This window comes from Pseudonocardia sp. ZF1 (assembly GCF_056835605.1).
In genome coordinates this window covers 4056914-4073135 of sequence record NZ_JAJNBY010000001.1, presented here as the reverse complement: position 1 = coordinate 4073135, position 16222 = coordinate 4056914, and the positions used below count along the sequence as shown (strand labels likewise).

The 16222-nt window shown below is 73.2% G+C and carries 8 protein-coding genes; 7 read left to right on the top strand and 1 reads right to left on the bottom strand.

Features of this window, described 5'->3' with window-relative positions; all coding sequences use genetic code 11:
- From ZF1_RS19555 to ZF1_RS19540, 4 genes are read left to right on the top strand one after another with little or no spacing between them, the layout of a single operon-like run.
- Positions 1 to 780 carry an enoyl-CoA hydratase/isomerase family protein gene (locus tag ZF1_RS19555; RefSeq protein WP_208819023.1) on the top strand — a complete coding sequence of 260 codons (780 nt, stop codon included), beginning with the start codon at positions 1 to 3 and terminating at the stop codon, positions 778 to 780.
- Entirely contained in the window at positions 780 to 1646 is an 867-nt protein-coding gene (locus tag ZF1_RS19550) for an FAD binding domain-containing protein (protein WP_482638013.1), read from the top strand. Before ZF1_RS19555 ends, ZF1_RS19550 begins: the two co-directional genes overlap by 1 nt.
- Positions 1643 to 2884, top strand: a complete 1242-nt coding sequence (locus ZF1_RS19545; protein WP_482638012.1) for a 2Fe-2S iron-sulfur cluster-binding protein — start codon at positions 1643 to 1645, stop codon at positions 2882 to 2884. Before ZF1_RS19550 ends, ZF1_RS19545 begins: the two co-directional genes overlap by 4 nt.
- A 44-nt stretch (positions 2885 to 2928) precedes the next feature.
- Entirely contained in the window at positions 2929 to 4239 is a 1311-nt protein-coding gene (locus tag ZF1_RS19540; protein ID WP_482638011.1) for a benzoate/H(+) symporter BenE family transporter, read from the top strand.
- 19 nt (positions 4240 to 4258) lie between these two features.
- Here the strand turns inward: ZF1_RS19540 and ZF1_RS19535 are convergent, their stop codons facing one another.
- Positions 4259 to 5113: an SDR family NAD(P)-dependent oxidoreductase gene (locus ZF1_RS19535; RefSeq protein WP_379673907.1), complete on the bottom strand. Its 855-nt coding sequence runs from the start codon at positions 5111 to 5113 to the stop codon at positions 4259 to 4261.
- Positions 5114 to 5542: 429 nt separating this feature from the next.
- On the opposite strand from ZF1_RS19535, the gene ZF1_RS19530 reads away from it, so the two are divergent.
- The 3 genes from ZF1_RS19530 to ZF1_RS19520 are packed head-to-tail and all read left to right on the top strand — an operon-like array spanning position 5543 to position 16175.
- Positions 5543 to 9379 (top strand): serine/threonine-protein kinase, encoded by a 3837-nt coding sequence (locus tag ZF1_RS19530; protein ID WP_482638010.1) that lies wholly within the window; start codon positions 5543 to 5545, stop codon positions 9377 to 9379.
- Positions 9376 to 11028: a methylation-associated defense system protein MAD7 gene (gene mads7, locus ZF1_RS19525; protein ID WP_379673905.1), complete on the top strand. Its 1653-nt coding sequence runs from the start codon at positions 9376 to 9378 to the stop codon at positions 11026 to 11028. Before ZF1_RS19530 ends, mads7 begins: the two co-directional genes overlap by 4 nt.
- Positions 11028 to 16175: a helicase HerA domain-containing protein gene (locus ZF1_RS19520; RefSeq protein ID WP_379673904.1), complete on the top strand. Its 5148-nt coding sequence runs from the start codon at positions 11028 to 11030 to the stop codon at positions 16173 to 16175. The genes mads7 and ZF1_RS19520 overlap by 1 nt, the downstream gene beginning before the upstream one ends.
- Positions 16176 to 16222: the final 47 nt, after the last annotated feature.

Sequence of the window (16222 nt, the reverse complement as noted above, 5' to 3'; positions counted from 1 at the left end):
ATGGCACTCACCGGCGGCGACGTCGTCCTGACCCGCGAGCACGACGGGCGGGTCGCCTACCTGACCCTGTCCCACGGCAAGTACACGGTCGTCACGATGGAGATGCGCAGGCTCGTCGCCGAGCGCTTCGCCGAGATCGACCGGGACCCGCAGGTCCGCGTCGTGGTGGTCCGCTCCGACGGCCAGCACTTCACCTCCGGCGGCGACATCGCCGGGTTCATGGAGGTCGACCCGATCGACCTCACCGACCTCGGCCAGGACGTCACCGCCCCGGCCCGCAGCACCAAGCCGGTCATCGCCGCGATCGACGGCTACTGCTTCGGCGTCGGGCTGGAGATGGCGCTGTCCTGCGACATCCGGCTCGGCACCGGCCGCACCCAGCTCGCACTGCCCGAGATGAACCTCGGCATGATCCCCGGCTCCGGCGGTACCCAGCGCCTGGCCCGGCTGATCGGCCTGTCCCGGGCGAAGTTCCACATCATGACCGCGACCCGGATCCAGGCCCAGCAGGCGCTCGACTGGGGCATCCTGGCCGGCCTGTACGACGACCGCGACGCGCTCTACGCCGAGGTCGACGCGCTGGCACTGAAGATGGCCGGCTTCTCCCCGGCCGCGCTGCGCACCGCCAAGGAGGTCCTCGACCGCGGCGTCGACGGGCCGCTCTACACCGGCATCGAGCTGGAGCGGAAGGCCTACTCGATGCTGCGGGCGACCGAGGACTTCGCCGAGGGCGTGAAGGCCTTCGGGGAGAAGCGCACCCCGAACTTCACGGGCCGCTGATGAAGGCCGCACCGTTCGCCTACGTCCGCCCCGGCCGGCTCGACGACGTGCTCGGCGAGCTCGCCGGCGGCGACGGCAAGGTGCTGGCCGGCGGCCAGTCCCTGGTGCCGGTCCTCGCGATGCGCCTGGGCCGCCCCGGCACCCTGGTCGACATCACCGCCGTGCCCGAGCTGACGTCGGCCGGACCGGACCGGGACGGGTACCGGATCGGCGCGGCGGTGCGGCAGCGCGCGGTCGAGCACGACCGGGCCGCCCACGCCGTCCCGCTGATCGGGATGGCCATGCCGTTCGTCGGGCACCGGGAGCTGCGCAGCCGGGGCACCGTCTGCGGCAGCCTCGCCCACGCCGACCCGGCCGCCGAGCTGCCCGCCGTCGCCTGCTGTGCGCAGGCGACGGTCGAGCTGGCCGGCCCGGCCGGGCGGCGGAGCATGCTCGCCGAGGAGTTCGTGACCGGCGCGATGACCACCGCGGCCGGGCCGGAGGACGTCGTCGTCGCGGTGACGTTCCCGCACGCCCGGCCGGGGGAGGGGTTCGGGTTCGCCGAGATCGCCCGCCGGCACGGCGACTTCGCGCTCGCCGGCGTGGTCACCCGGGTCCGGGTCGGTGACGACGGCGCGGTGACCGAGGCCCGGCTGACCGGGTTCGGGATCTCCGACCGCGCCGTGACCCGCGACGTGACACCGCTGCTCACCGAGCACGAGGACGACCTGCGCCCGGCCACCGCCGCGCTGGCCGACGACGTCGTCGACACCGGCGGGGACACTCACGGATCCACCGGCTACCGGCGCCGGTTGTTCGGGGTCCTCGCCGCCCGCGAGCTGTCCCGTGCGCTGCACCGCGCCCGGGACCGGAAGGAGCGTTCATGACCACGGTGGAGCCGAGGCGGACACGTACTGCGGAGCCACGGGACCGCGTCGCCGCCGACGAGACCGTCGGGATCACGATGACGGTGAACGGCACCGGGACGACCGTCACCGTGCCGCCCCGTGCGCACCTCGGTGACGTGCTGCGCGAGCAGCTCGGCCTCACCGGTACCCACCTCGGCTGCGAGCACGGCGTCTGCGGCATGTGCACCGTGCTCGTCGACGGCGAGGCCGCCCGCGCCTGCCTGCTGTTCGCGGTGCAGTGCGAGGGCGCCGAGATCGTGACCGTGGAGGGGCTGGGCACCCCCGAGGACCAGCACCCGCTGCAGCAGGCGTTCTCCGCCCACCACGCGCTGCAGTGCGGGTTCTGCACCCCCGGGATGCTCATGAGCAGCTACGACCTGCTCAGCAACACCCCGGAGGTGGAGAGCGAGGAGCTGCCCGAGCAGATGTCCGGCGTGCTCTGCCGGTGCACCGGCTACCGCGGGATCCTCGCGGCCGTCGACGACGTGCGGCAGAGCCACCCGGACGGCGTCCCGGGGCCCCGGGCGTGCGGCGCGCGGACCCTGGTCGGGCGGGGGACCGGTGGCGGCAGCGGCGCCGGCGCCCCCGCCGAGGACGTGCCGGCGGCGGCGCTCGCGCAGGAGGTGCGGCTGCCCTCCGGTCCGCCGTCCGCGGTCGTCGACGTCACCAGCGCGCTCCGGCAGCCGGTCGAGCGGGTCTGGGCGGTGCTCGACGACTTCGACCTGCTCGCCCGCTGCCTGCCCGGTGCCCGGCTCACCGAGGTGCTCGACGGCGACCGCTACCGGGGCCGCGCCGTCGTCGCGCTAGGCCCGGTGAAGCTGTCCTTCGACGGCCTGGCCCAGGTCGTCGAGCGGGACCCCGCCGCGCACCGGCTGCGGTTCCACGCCCAGGGCGCCGACGCCGGCGGCAGCGCCACCCAGGCCGACGTCGTACTGGCGGCCGAGGCCGGCCCGGACGGCGGCACGATCCTCACCGCGCACGCCGACGTCCACCTCACCGGCCGGGTCGCACAGTTCGGCCGGGCGCTGGCCGGTGACGTCTCGCGGCGGCTGTTCGAGCAGTTCGCGACGAGCGTCGACGAGGCCGCCGAGACCGGGTCGGTCACCGAGCCCGGCCGCGGTGCGCAGCTCCGCCTGGTGCTGGGGACCGTCCGGGACACCGTCGGCGCGCTCGTCCGCCGGGGCCTCACCCGCGTCCGCACACTGCGGCGCCGGTAGCCGCCCGCTCCCTGCCCGGTGAGTGATCGCAAGGAGGCGACACCATGACCGCATCGACCGACGAGCCCGCCGAGGGCCCGGCCGCCGCACCGCCCACCCCGCCGGCCGAGCCGCGGCCGACCCGCCGCATCGAACCCGGCCCGGGGATCCGGTCCGGGCTGCGCGACCTGCCCCGGCGGCTGAACCCCGCAACGGTCGGCGCCGGGGTGGTCGCGGCCGTGTTCGGCTGCACCGGGCCGGCGCTGATCGTGATCGACGGTGCCGCCGCGAACGGCCTGGACAGCCGGGTGATCGCGTCGTGGATCTTCGGGATCTACGTCTTCGGCGGCCTGATCTCGCTGTTCCTCGCCCTGCGCTACCGGATGCCGGTCGTCGGCGCCTTCTCCATCCCGGGGGCCGTCCTGGTGGTGGGGGCGCTGGGGACGTTCCCGTTCTCCGCCGTCGTCGGCGCGTTCCTCGTCGCGGGACTGCTCGTGCTCGTGCTCGGGCTGTCCGGCCTGATCGGCACCGTGTCCCGGTGGCTGCCGCAGCAGATCGTGATGGCGATGATCGCCGGGGCGCTGATCCGGTTCGGCACCGGGGTGGTGACCGCGGCCGAGTCCGCGCCGTGGATCGTCGCGGCCGCGGTGGCCGGGTTCCTGCTGCTGTCCCGGTTCGTCCCGGCGGTGCCCGGCGCGCTCGGTGCGCTGGTCGCCGGGCTGGCCGCGGCCGCGGCCACGGGCGGCTTCACCACGCAGGCCACCGCCGTCGAGGGCTGGACGGCACCGGTGCTCGTGGCGCCGACGTTCGACCTCGCCGCGATCCTGGCCGTCGGGATCCCGCTGGCGGTCCTGGTGATCGCCGCGGAGAACGCACAGGCCTACGGCGTGCTGCTCAGCCAGGGCTACCGGCCCCCGATCAACGCGATGACGGTCGCGAGCGGCGTGGGCGGGCTGCTGGCCCCGCTGACCGGCGGCCACAACGCCAACGTCGCGGGCCCCATGACCGCGATCTGCTCGGGTCCGCAGGCCGGGCCGGACCCCGACGCCCGGTACGCCGCGAGCGTCGTCAACGGCGTGCTGTTCGTCGCGTTCGGCGTCCTCGCCGGGATCGCGGTCACCGCGGTCACGGCGCTGCCGACCGAGCTGGTGGCGGTCGTCGCGGGGCTCGCCATGATCGGGGTGCTGGTGTCGTCGTTCCGGGGTGCGTTCGGGGAGGGCCGGTTCCGGACCGGTGCGCTCACGGCCCTGGTGGTGGCGATGAGCGGGGTCGCGCCGCTGGGGATCTCCAGCCCGTTCTGGGCGCTCGTCGCGGGGGTCGCGATCTCCGCGGTGGTCGAGCCGGGTGACTTCCGGGTGCGGGCCGCGACCGGGTGAGCCCCGGGACGCGGTCCGGTCAGGCGGTGACGGCCGGAGTGGGCCAGGTGAAGCGGTCGTCCTCGGCGTAGTCCTCGCACCGCGCCCGCAGCGCCGCGGTGACCTGGTCGGGGGCGTCCGCCCCGACCAGGAGCCGGAACGGGCCGTCGGGCGCGTGGACGTGCCGGCGCAGGGCGTCGACCGCCTCCGCGACGGGCGCCCCGAGCGGCCCCTCGGCCCGCCACGGCACCTCGGCCGTCCCGAACAGCTCGCGCCGCAGGTCGTCGTAGACGGCGGACGGGGTCGCGAAGTGCATCCCCGAGCCGGCCCAGTCCGTGTCGAACCCGCCGAGCTGGGCCACGGTGACGCGGACGCCGAACCGGGCCACCTCACCGGCGAGCGCCTGGGAGAAGCCCTCCAGCCCCCACTTGCCCGCGTTGTACAGACCCAGGGTCGGCATGGCACCGACCGCGCCGGTCGTGGAGATCTGGACGATGTGCCCCGCCCCCTGGGCGCGCAGGTGGGGGAGCACCGCCTGGGCGACCCACAGCGGTCCCAGCAGGTTCGTGTCCACGATGTCGCGCGCCTCCGCCTCCCCGGCCTCCTCGACCGCTCCGACGAGGCCGTAGCCGGCGTTGTTGACGACGACGTCGAGACGCCCGAACCGCGCGACACCGGCCGAGACCGCGGCCCGGACCGCGTCCCGGTCGCGGACGTCCGCCGTCGCGACGTGCAACGCCGACGGGAACTCCGTACGCAGGTCGGCGAGCGCGTCGGCCTGCCGGACGGTCGCCACCACCTGCTCGCCGGCGTCCAGCGCGGCCCGGGTCAGTGCCCGGCCCAGCCCCCGGCCGGCGCCGGTCACGAACCAGACGGGTTCTGGGGTGGCCGTCATAGGAACTCCTCGTCGTCGTGAACGGGCCGGAGAAACGATACGGAACGTTCCGTATCATATGCCATGCTGTTCCGGCGGGGTGGCCCCGCTCGGCCGCACCGGGATGTTTACGCCCGTTCGTGCCTACTCGACCGGACTCGGGCGATGTCGTGTTCGCGGACGTCCGCGGCATTGCGTCGGCTGTGGTTGTCCCTCGACCGGAGACTCGAACGGACCACGATCGGACGGTCTGAGTCGCGCCGAGCCGGTATCGACCCAGCTCCCGGGCGACCGTTTCGCTCGGAACGGTGACATGCGGGCACTGCCCGCAAACGCTGCGTGTCGGGCCACTAGGGTCGTTCGGGTCGATGGGACGATGAATCGGCGGCACGACGAGCGGAACGGCGGCCACATGATCCTGGATCTCCTCCCAGCCCTCGGGCCGCGCTGATGGCCCGCCTGCACGTTCTGGGTGACTGGCACGGGCCCGGGGAGGAGAAGTCCGCCCGCCACCTCGCCGATGCCCTCCCACCGCGGTGGGACGTGATCGCCGGACGGCAGGTCCCGGACTCGATGGGCACGGTCGACCTGGACCTGGACCTGGTCGTCGTCGGTGACCACGCGGTGTTCGTCTGCGAGGAGAAGGCGTGGGGCCGGGAAGTCCTGGTGGGCGAAGTCGCGTGGTACGTCGACGGCGACCGTCGGCACAACCCCGCCAACCAGGTCGCGCATGCGTCGCGGGTGCTGGCCGGGCGTCTGCGGACGAAGGTCCCCGGATGGGCGGCGGCCCTGACCCGGCTCCCGCGGGGCACCCGCCCCGTCTCCGGGCATGTCGTCCTGTCGCACGACGCCCTCGCACTGCGTGGCGCCGAGGAGCTCGGCCCGGGCGTGGTACTCCGGCTGGCCGATGCCGCGGCGCGGCTCGTCGACCACGACGCCGCGTTCTCCGCCGCGCTCGCCCCGCTGCGTACGGCCCTGATGGACTACCTGCTCGGGCTGCAGCAGCGCGGCGACGACCGGCCGCCGCGCAAGATCATGCAGTATCGCGTGCTCGGGCGGTCGATGACCCAGGGCAACGCCCGCATCTTCCCCACCCGCAACCCGGCGGGGGAGAACGTCTACCTCCACTGCGTGCCGGTCACCGGGAGCGATCCCGCCGCGGCGCACCGGCTCGCCACCCGCGAGCACGACGCGCTCCAGGCGCTGGCTGCCCGTGAGCGGACCTGGCGGGTCCAGGGCTGGTTCGAGTGGGAGGGCTACGTCGTCACCCCCGTCGTGGTCGCGATGGACGGCACCAGCCTCGGCAAGCTCGCCCACGAGGCGCAGGGTCCGGTCGACGACGAGGTGGGCCGGGCCGTCGTGCAGGACGCGTTCGCCGCACTCGCCGACGTGCACGCCCAGGGCATCACCCACCGGGCCCTGCAACTGCGCAGCATCGAGGTGACTCCGCCGCCGCAGAACCGGGTCAGGTTCCGCGACCTGAGCCGCGCCCACCTGCCGTCCGCCCAGACCATCGCGCCGGTACTCGCCGACGACCATCCGTCCTCGGCGTTCCAGCCGCCGGGGACGGCCCCGGAGTTCTTCCAGCCGGGTGACGATGTCTACGCCCTCGCCCTGTGCCTCGTGCAGTGGCTGCACGGTGACGCCGGTGACCAGCCCGACCACGACCGTGCCCGCTCCCGGGCCACGGGGCACACGGTGTTCGGGGACCTGCTGCGCCGGTGCCTCGACCTGGACATCACCGTCCGGCCCACCGCCGCGGAAGCGGCCGCTCTGACCAGTCCCGCCCCGCCGCCGGCTCCGGAGCCGGAGCCGGCCGTGGCAGTGGTATCGCCCTCGCCGGTCGAGGACGAGCGCATGGAACCGGACGGGCTGCTCGCGGGCCGCTACCGCCTGCTGCACCGTCTCGGCGAGGGCGCCTGGGCCGTCACCTGGCTGGCCTGGGACGAGCGGCTGGAGGTGCAGCGCACGCTCAAACACCTGCATCCGCACCGGTCGCAGTTCGAGCACGTGCGGGCCGAGTACATGAACGCCGACGCCCTGGCCAGCCGCTACTGCGCCCGCGTCTACGACGTGCTGGCCAGGCCCGCCCCGGGCGTGCTTGTCCAGGAGTACGTCCCCGGTCAGAGTCTGCACGACGCCGCGCAGAACGACCGCATCACCGACGAGGAGCAGGTGCGGCGGATCGCCGTCGACGTCCTGAGGGGGCTCGCCGACGCCCACGAGCAGCTGCTCTACCACCGCGACGTCAGCCCGAACAACATCATCGTGCGGGAGGACGGCAGCGCCGCACTGATCGACTTCGGGTTGTCGATGCGAGTGACCGATGCCAAGTCCGCCGTCGGATCCCCACCCTACACCGCGCCCGAGGTGATCACCCGGCGGCACTGGACGCCCGCCGCGGACATCTACAGCGCCGCGGTGTCGGTGTTGGACGCGGTGCTCGGCCGCTATCCGTACGCGGGGCTGTCGCTCGACGAGCGCCGCACCATGGTGCCGCCGTCACAGGCTCAGCGTCACCGCTACGGCGGTGCGCTGCTCGACACGCTGTTCCGGGCGGCGGCGTTCGACGAGAAGGACCGGCCGCAGAACGCCCGTGCCTTCGCCGACGAGGTCGACCGCGCACGGGACACCTCGCCCCCGCCCAGCGGAACCACACGCCTGGTCAACCCGACTGTCGGCGCATTGCGCGGCCTCTACCGGCGCAGCGAGATCGGCAACGCCGGCAACCGCGGGATGGATGACGAGTTCGCCCACGACACCTACGTCGACACCCGCCTCGACGACGAACTCCTCCCCGCCGTGCTGGACGGGGATCTCGACGTCGTCGTGCTCAGCGGCAACCCTGGCGACGGCAAGACGGCGTTCCTGGTCCAGGTCGGCCGCGCGCTCGACGAGCGCGGCGCGCAGACCCTCGCGACCGACGCTGCCGGGTGGCGTAAGCGGCTCGGCGGGCGCACCTTCGCTGCCGTCTACGACGCGTCGGAGTCGCATGGCGACCTCACCGCCGACGATCTGATGCGGTCCGCTCTCGATCCCGGCGACGGGGACGACCCGACCAGGCGCACCGTGCTACTCGCCGCCAACGACGGCCGCGTCGCCCAGTTCTTCGGCGAGCACGCCGACCGCTACCCCGAGGTGGTCACCGCGCTGGACCGGCAACGCGCGGACCGGCCGTCACCCGGCGCCCGCGTCGTGCTCGTCGACCTCAAGCGCCGCGCCCTCGCACTTCCCGCCGACTCGGAGCGGACCGGACTCGGCCTCGGCATCCTCGACGTGCTGACCGACCCGCCCCGGTGGAGCCTCTGCACCGGCTGCAGAGCGCACGACGTGTGCCCCATGCGGCGCAACGCCGCGCTCCTGCGGACCGACGGCGCCCGCACCGCCCTGTCGGAGCTCCTGCTCACCAGCCACCTGCGCCGACGGCGGCGCGCGACCGTGCGCGACGTGCGCTCGGCGCTCGGCTGGGTCATCACCGGCGACCTGTCCTGCGACGCCGTGCACCGTGAGTACGACCGCGGGCAGGACCCCGCCTCCGGTCCGGGGCGGCTCGCCCCGGACCTCGCGTTCACTCCGGACACCGGCGACTACCTGGTCGACGAGTGGTCTGAACTCGACCCGGCCGGCCTCGCCGCACCCGGTGTCGGCCGCGCAGCCCGTGCCGACCGGAGACTGTTGCCGGACCTGTCGGCGGTCGAGAAGGACGTCATGGGGGCGTTGAAGCGGTCGCTGTTCTTCGGTGCCTGGGAGGCGCCGCCCTCGGCGCGCCGGGAGGTCCGCGGCTACCGCTACCTCGACGAGTACCTCGCCGCTCTCGGCACCCCGAACCCGGCCCTGCCCCGGATGCTCCTCGGTGTCTCGCGGATCCTGGCGTACCCCGGCTACGACGGTGCGCAGCTCGCGCTGCGCGACCGCGCCTATGACGACCCGTCGGTGCGTGCGATCGTCGTGGTCAAGGAGCTGGAGGCGGGTGAGTTCCGGCTCGAACCGGCGGCGTCGCCGTCGCCGTATGTCGAGTCGTTCACCGACCAGCTCGTGCTGCGGCACCCCGGGTCCAACGCCCGGCTGCGCGTGACGGTCGACGTTGCAGAGGTGCTGCTGCGCGCCGCGGACGGGGAGATCGTCGGTGACACCGCGTCGGCCGCCCTGCGGCAGGAGATCGAGGGCTTCGGGAACCGGCTGCGGTTGCAGCCGGCACGGTCGGTCCGGGTGGTGGACGGCTCCGGCCGCGCCGTCCGCGCGACCGTGATCGACGGCGGGCGGATCGCCCTGGAGGACGGCTCGTGACGATCACCCTGCCCAAACCGCTGCGCACCTACCAGTACCGGCCGCTCACGGTGTTCTCGCTGCTCGACACCGACACCGACCGGGTGCTGCCGCAGCTGTTCGAGATGTGTGTGAAGGGCGGCCGGTCGAGCCGGTCGCGGACCGACTCGAAGGATTTCGTCGGCTACCGGGACACCCTGCTGCGCGAGGGCGCGATCGTCGGCTACTCCGATCAGTGGCAGTCCTTGGTAGACGGGTGGCTACGTACCTGCGTCGTCGACATGGGCGCCTTCGGACGTGGACATCGAGGGGAACAGATGCTGGCGGTCGCGCCGCTGACCCTCGCCGCTTACCGCGCCGGGCTACCGAGAGACCGGACCCGGCATGGAGGGATGGATGACTTCGCCTACCAAGCCTTGATCGAGGAGCTCGTTCGGGGTGGGTCGGAGAACCCGGCGGCCGAACTTCGTGAGCTGGTCGTTCGCACTGTCGGCCGCGGATTGTCGATCGGCCCGCAGCCCCGGTGGGAGCCGCAGCTCTCCGACCCGTCACAGCTCGACATCGGCGCGCTGTTGGAGTTCCGCTTTCTCGAGGGCTTCGACATGGCCGACGCTCGAGCGATCGAGAGCCGCGCGGGCGACAGCCCGATGCCTTCGGTCGCAGCTCAAGTCGGTGCGGACCTCCTGGGTCACCTTCGTGCCTACGGGAATGTCGTTCCGACCCAGTCGCTGATGGCGAGTTTCGCAGCGCTGCTCGCTACCGGCGTCTACACCTTCACGCTGCGTGCCAACGCAGCCGGAAGAATGCTCCTCGCTAGCGGTGGCGAGCTGCCGCCGGACATGCAGCGTGCTGACGGGGCCAGTGCCGCCTGCCCGTCCGATCTGGAGATCTACTGCGACCTCACCGGTGACCTCGGGTCGATCTCCGACCGACTCGCGCGTCGTTGTGTCGAACGCGATCTGGACCGGACCCGCCTGGCATTCCGGGACCGCATGACCTTCGTCGTCATTGAGCAGGCATTGAACCGGATCCCGGCTGAGAAGGCGCGTTTCGATGGTCTCGACCGGCCCGGTCAGCTCGGGCTGCTGGCGTCGCTTCGCGGTCATCGGCGCGTGGAGTCGTATTGCGAAGCACGTATCGACGACCTGGTCGCGGAGGCTGAGGGCAGCGATACCGTGACAGAGACTGAAATCGATTTTCTTCGCGAAGTGCAGGGCCGAGAGCACGCAGAACTCGACAAACTCCTTGATGTCATGCAGTTCGTCAGCCAGAGCAAGGCGTTGACGAACTCCGTAGGTTGGCTTCGCAGCGTCGGAGGCCTGACCAAGCCCTACGGCTTGCTCGACGGCGTGTCCACGAACCGCCGCTCCTGGCGCTACGCCCCCAGCGACGAGCAGCTGACAGCCCTCCTGATGGCCCTGTTCCTGACTCCGGACGGCACCTCCTACCGGCGTGCCATGCCGCTGCAGGACGTCCTCGCCGGACTACGCGACCGCTACGGGCTGCTCATCGACCGGCCACCGGCCTTCCTCGACGGCGCCGAGGCCCGGGCCGCGGCGACCGCGAACGTCGAGGCGTTCAAGCGCCGCCTGCAGCTGCTGGGCTGCTTCGACAGCCTGTCCGACGACTTCTCCGTGCAGACCGTCCGCCACCCCCTCGGAGACGCCTGATGACCACGGCACCCACCGCAGCAACCGCCCGCACCGGGCTGCCCGAACTGATCATCGAGACCCTCGCCGCGCAGATCGTCGACGCGATCGAGGGTCACGGAGCCGGGCACTGCGTGCGGATCGACAGCATCCGTCAGGCGGACGCCGAGGCACTGGTCCGTACGGTCCGCAGCAAGCTCGCCGCCCCCGCTGACGCCGACGTACACGTCCTGGCCGGGGAGGACCGGCCGGCCGACGGGGACCTCGCCGTCCCCGCGGAACGTGCGGTGGAACTGCGCAACCGCAAGGAACGCCCTCTGATCCTGATGGTCCCCATCGGGAGCGGCAGCAGCGCCAGCTCGCTGGACAACAGCTTCGCCCGGATCGACGTCGCCGGTCTGCTCACCGAGACCGGCGAGAACCTCGTCGCCGACATCGGGGACCCCGAGGTGCAGGACGCTGTCCGCCGCGTCGGACGGGAGCTGGGCCGCGACCGGCCGGTCGAGGCATGGGCCCGCTACGTCGCGACCGTCCTCGACGACCCCCGGTGGGAGACCGCGGGGGGAGCGCTGTGGATGGTCGGTCTGGTCCCCGACCTCGGTGGGGAGTCTCTCGTCGAGCGGCTCTCGCGCAACGCTCGCTGTGTCAAGGCCATCTCTCGGCCGCTGCGTGCCGTCGCATCGGTTCCCGACCGGCTCAGCGGCGCCGGCGTTCCGGAGGGCGCGGTCCGCGATCGCATCACCGCCTTCCTCACCGCGCCGGACGTCGATCTCTCCGACGCGGTGTCCTGGGCCGGGGACCTGGGTGACCCGGACCGCGCGGATGCCCTGACGTTTGAGCACTGGCCGCACGGCCAGGCCCTGTACGTGCCTGTGACGTCGCTACAGGTCACCCCGTTCCTCAAGGAGGACGGCGCGCTGCGGGCCGGGACCCGGCTGCTGCAGGACAGCCCCGGCGAGCTGCCCTACCTGGAGCTGGGGGAGGACAGCCCCGCGTCGGTCACTCTCGCCTGGAAGACCGATCCGGCAACGACCACCGCGATCGACCGCTGGCTGCTGGAGGCGCTGCCGCCGGAGGATCTGCGCGACGAGGACACCGAGCCGTTCGCCAAGCAGACCGTCAAGGGCGACAAGCGCCGTGGCACCGTCCGCGTCGACCTGGCCGAGGAGGACCTCGCCGCCGCCGCGCTGCTGGTCGTGCGGCTGACCGCGCTCGACGAGACCGGGCAGCCCGTCGCGCTCGCCGGGGGCGTGGACGCGGTCGAGGAGAGCCAGCAGTTCGCCGTCCGCTGGGAGGCCGAGGCGGCCACCCCGAGCGCCGGCCGGCGCGCGTCGGCACCGTCGATGGCCCAGGCTCGGCTCGACGCCGCGCTCGACGGCCAGGACGATCTGGCCACCGACGCCCCCGCCTGGGACGGCGGCACCTTCTCCGTCCGGCTCGGCGGGCGGCGGACCGTCCGGCTGTCCCTCAGCCCGGCGCTGACGGCGTTGCAGCGACGCATCCTGGACGAGCGCGGCCTGTCCACCGCGTGGGAGGCACAGGGGCGGCTCGGTGAGACCCTCGACATCGGCACCGTGGAGCCGATCCGCGAGGAGCTGCCGCAGACGTTGTCCGAGCGGCGGCGCAAGCTGTTCGACCGTCTCTCCGCGCGCCACCCGCAGGACGTCGTCGAGGCTCTCGAGTGGGACGAGGACCTGCGCGTCGAGGTCGACGTGTACTGCCAGACCTACAAGCGGGCACTCGATGCCGCGCCGGACGCGCGGACCCGGCGGGCGCTGCTGACCATGGACACGCTCATGCTCAGCGTCGCCACGGCCGGGCACGCGCCCATCGCATCCGTCGTCGTCCTTCCGCTGCACCCGATGCGACTGGCCTGGGCCGCCGAGCATGCGGCGACCCTCGGGCGCTGGTCGCGCGAGCTCGCCGATCTCGGGAAGTCGAAGGTCGCTCGCCGGCAGGCCGTCGACGCCCGGCTCGTCTCCCGGATCGTGCCCGCCAACCTGCCCTTCGCGGTGTTCGGGGCCGACGGTTCGCCGTTCGTCTACGTCCGGGAGGCGACCCTGGGCACGGGGCTCTATCTGGACCCCGGCGAGCCCGAGCCGGGCGCAGCAATCCAGGCCGTATTCGACGTGCTCGGGCTCGACCGTCGTGACGTCACCCCGGAGGTCCCGGCCTCCGTGCTGGCCGAACGGGTCGAGGCGTACCGGACGGTCAACCCCGGCCAGAGCGCGATGCGCCTGCTCGCCTACAACCCGGGATCGGGGGACCTGCTGGCCAGGGCCCTGTCCAGCGCGGTTCTCGAGACGGGTGGCGACGAGGAACTGTCCGTCGCACCGGCCCGGGTCGAGGTCACCGCGTACAGCTCGCGGCGTTCCCTCACCGATCCGCTCCCCGCGCTGACCGACCTGCAGCGCCGCGTCGCCGCCCGCCAGGTCCGGGGGACCACCTCGTACTTGACCCCGCCGCTGGGCGTCAGCGTCCGTCCGTCTGACCTGCTGGCCTCCGACGACGCCGCCGCCCACCTCGCGGTCGTCTCCGACCTTGCCGACGTCCGGGCCGACGCCGCGGCCGAGGCCACCGACGTCGCGGTCAGGGACCCCGCCGCGTCGTTCCGCAACCTGCTCACCCCGGCCTCGAACCAGCGGGCCGCGGTCGACGGCGACGTCGTCTGGCGCACTGCGCCCGCGCTGCGCGCCCGCACCCGCGAGGGGGCCGCCGACAGCGTCGACGCGCACCGCTCCTACCAGGCAGCTCTGGCCACGGAGCTCGGCTACTCCGCGAGCTCGGTCGCCCTGGCCGCGCGGCTCGGGCCCCGGCAGCAGGACGCGCTGCGTGCCGCCCACGAACGGGCCGACTGGGTCCTCACCCTCGACCGCAACCTCGGGGTCGACCTGTTCACCGGGCCCGCCGGGAGGGCCGACCCCGCGCGGCCCTACATCCTCGACTACGCACCCGACTTCCTGGAGGGGCTCGGCCCGCGGCTGACCGTCACGACCACCCACCGCGGTGAGGTCGAGCGGCTGCTCGCGGACGCCATGCTCGAACTGGACCTCGCGACCGTCGACCAGTCCGTCCGCGACATCCTCAACCACCTGCAGGTCGTGTCCGGCCGGCTGGCGATGCGCCTGATCGGCCGCTCCAACCTGGCGACCGAGGCAGTCAGCCTCGCCGCCCTGATGGCCCACCTGCGCCGACGAGGAGAGCTCGACGGCACCGTGGTCGTACCGGTCGACGCGCACATGGACGTCTTCGGCGAGTCCGGTGCCGAGGCGGGCTCGCGGCGCTGTGACCTGGTCCTGGTCCGCTCCACCGCGCGCACCCTGCGCCTGGAATGCATCGAGGTGAAGTCGCGCAAGGCCGCGGCCCTGCCGACCGCGCTCGTCGACGACATCGTCGAACAGCTCGACTCGACGGTGTCGATGCTGCAGAACACGTTCTTCCGCTCCGACCCACCGCGCATCGACGCCGAGCTGCAGCGCGCCCGCCTCAGCGGCATCCTCCGCCATCACGCCGACCGGGCGCTCGCAATGGGCCTGCTCGACTCCGCTCGCCGTTCGGACATCGAGCGGCTGTTCGAGAAGGTCGAGGACGGCACGCTGGTCCCGGAGATCGGACGCCGCGGCTACGTCGTGAGCCTGTCGGGGCCCGAGGGCTTCCCCGCGACCCACCGCGGCGTTCGGATCGACGTCCTGACCGCGGCCGATCTCGGTGAAGTCGGCTTCTCGGCGCGCGTGAGCAGCGGGGAACCGGAGCTCCCGCCGGTCCGGTCGCCGCGGCCGTCGCCGCACCCACGCACCGCGCCCCGCGCGACCGAGCACGGGGAGTCGGCCCCGCCGGGTCCACCGCCTGCCGCTGCGGCGTCGCCCCTGACGCGGCCCCGACCGGCGCCGTACGCGGATCGGCAGCAGCCGGGCCGGCCCCCGGCCGGTCCGGTGCGCCCGCCCGCGCCGCCCTCCGTGCCGTCGTTGTCCCCGCAGCCGGCCACGCCGGGGAACCCGAGCGGCTCGGCCGCGCCGCCGGACCCGGGTACGCCCGCACCACCGGGCGGAGCGGTCGAGGCGACCGCGCCGCTCCGGCCGGTCACCCCGTCCGGTGCCGGCTCGGACCCCGTGCCGGCGGCCGGCACACCCCGGCCCGCCTCGTTCCCGGAGTCCGTCGACGTGCACCTCGGCGACGACGCGCATGCGGGTCAGGCGCGTTGGCGCATCAGCACCGCCGGTAGCCCGCATCTGTTCGTCCTCGGCATCCCCGGGCAGGGCAAGTCCGTCACGACCCGGCGCATCCTCAACTCCTTCGCCGCACAGGGGCTGCCGTCGCTCGTCCTGGACTTCCACGGCGACATGGCTGCCGAGCCTCCCGGGACGTCGGCGGTGCTCGACGCGACCGACGGGCTCCCCTTCTCGCCCTTCGAGCTCCGCGGCGACGACCACACCCGCTTCCAGCAGGCGGCCTGGGAGCTGTCCGAGGTCATCGGCTACGTCTGCGGGCTGGGGGAGATCCAGCGCAACGCGGTGTACGAAGGATTGCGCGAGGTCTACAAGGCACGCGGGTTCGGTTCCCCGGGCGGCCCGGACCGTCTGCCGACCATGGACGAGCTCGCCGACGCGGTCGCGGCGGTCGAGAGCGCCGGTCGTGGCCGCAACGTCGTCGCCCGGATGCGGCCGTTGAGCGATTTCGGTCTGTTCACCGACGACGCCGACCGGCCGTTCTCCGGCCTGCTGCAGCGTGGTGTGGTCCTGGACGTGCACGGCCTGATGGAGCAGGTCCAAATCGCTGCCGGCGCGTTCGTGCTGCGCAAGGTGTACCGCGAGATGTTCCAGTGGGGACAGTCGCCACAGCTGCGGCTTGCGGTGGTGCTCGACGAGGCCCATCGACTGGCGAAGGACGTCACCCTCCCGAAGATCATGAAGGAGGGGAGGAAGTACGGCGTCGCCGTCGTCGTCGCGAGCCAGGGGGTCGCCGACTTCCACAAGGACGTCCTCGCGAACGCGGGCAGCAAGGTCGCCTTCCGCTGCAACTTCCCCGAGAGCCGGACCGTCGCGGGGTTCATGCGGGGACGCGCGGGCCAGGATCTCGCCGTTGCCCTGGAGAACCTGTCCGTAGGGCAGGCCTACGTGTCGACGCCGGACCGCGCCGAAGCTCGGAAGGTCTTCATGGCGAGAGACTGACCGAGCCCCGGCCTGCCGGGGCCGTGCTCCCGGGCGCGGCCGTCTCG

Coding starts and splice junctions, on each gene's coding strand:
- ZF1_RS19535 (WP_379673907.1), bottom strand. CDS start 5,113: ATGACGGCCACCCCAGAACCCGTCTGGTTCGTGACCGGCGCCGGCCGG.
- ZF1_RS19550 (WP_482638013.1), top strand. CDS start 780: ATGAAGGCCGCACCGTTCGCCTACGTCCGCCCCGGCCGGCTCGACGAC.
- ZF1_RS19520 (WP_379673904.1), top strand. CDS start 11,028: ATGACCACGGCACCCACCGCAGCAACCGCCCGCACCGGGCTGCCCGAA.
- ZF1_RS19545 (WP_482638012.1), top strand. CDS start 1,643: ATGACCACGGTGGAGCCGAGGCGGACACGTACTGCGGAGCCACGGGAC.
- ZF1_RS19555 (WP_208819023.1), top strand. CDS start 1: ATGGCACTCACCGGCGGCGACGTCGTCCTGACCCGCGAGCACGACGGG.
- ZF1_RS19530 (WP_482638010.1), top strand. CDS start 5,543: ATGGCCCGCCTGCACGTTCTGGGTGACTGGCACGGGCCCGGGGAGGAG.
- ZF1_RS19540 (WP_482638011.1), top strand. CDS start 2,929: ATGACCGCATCGACCGACGAGCCCGCCGAGGGCCCGGCCGCCGCACCG.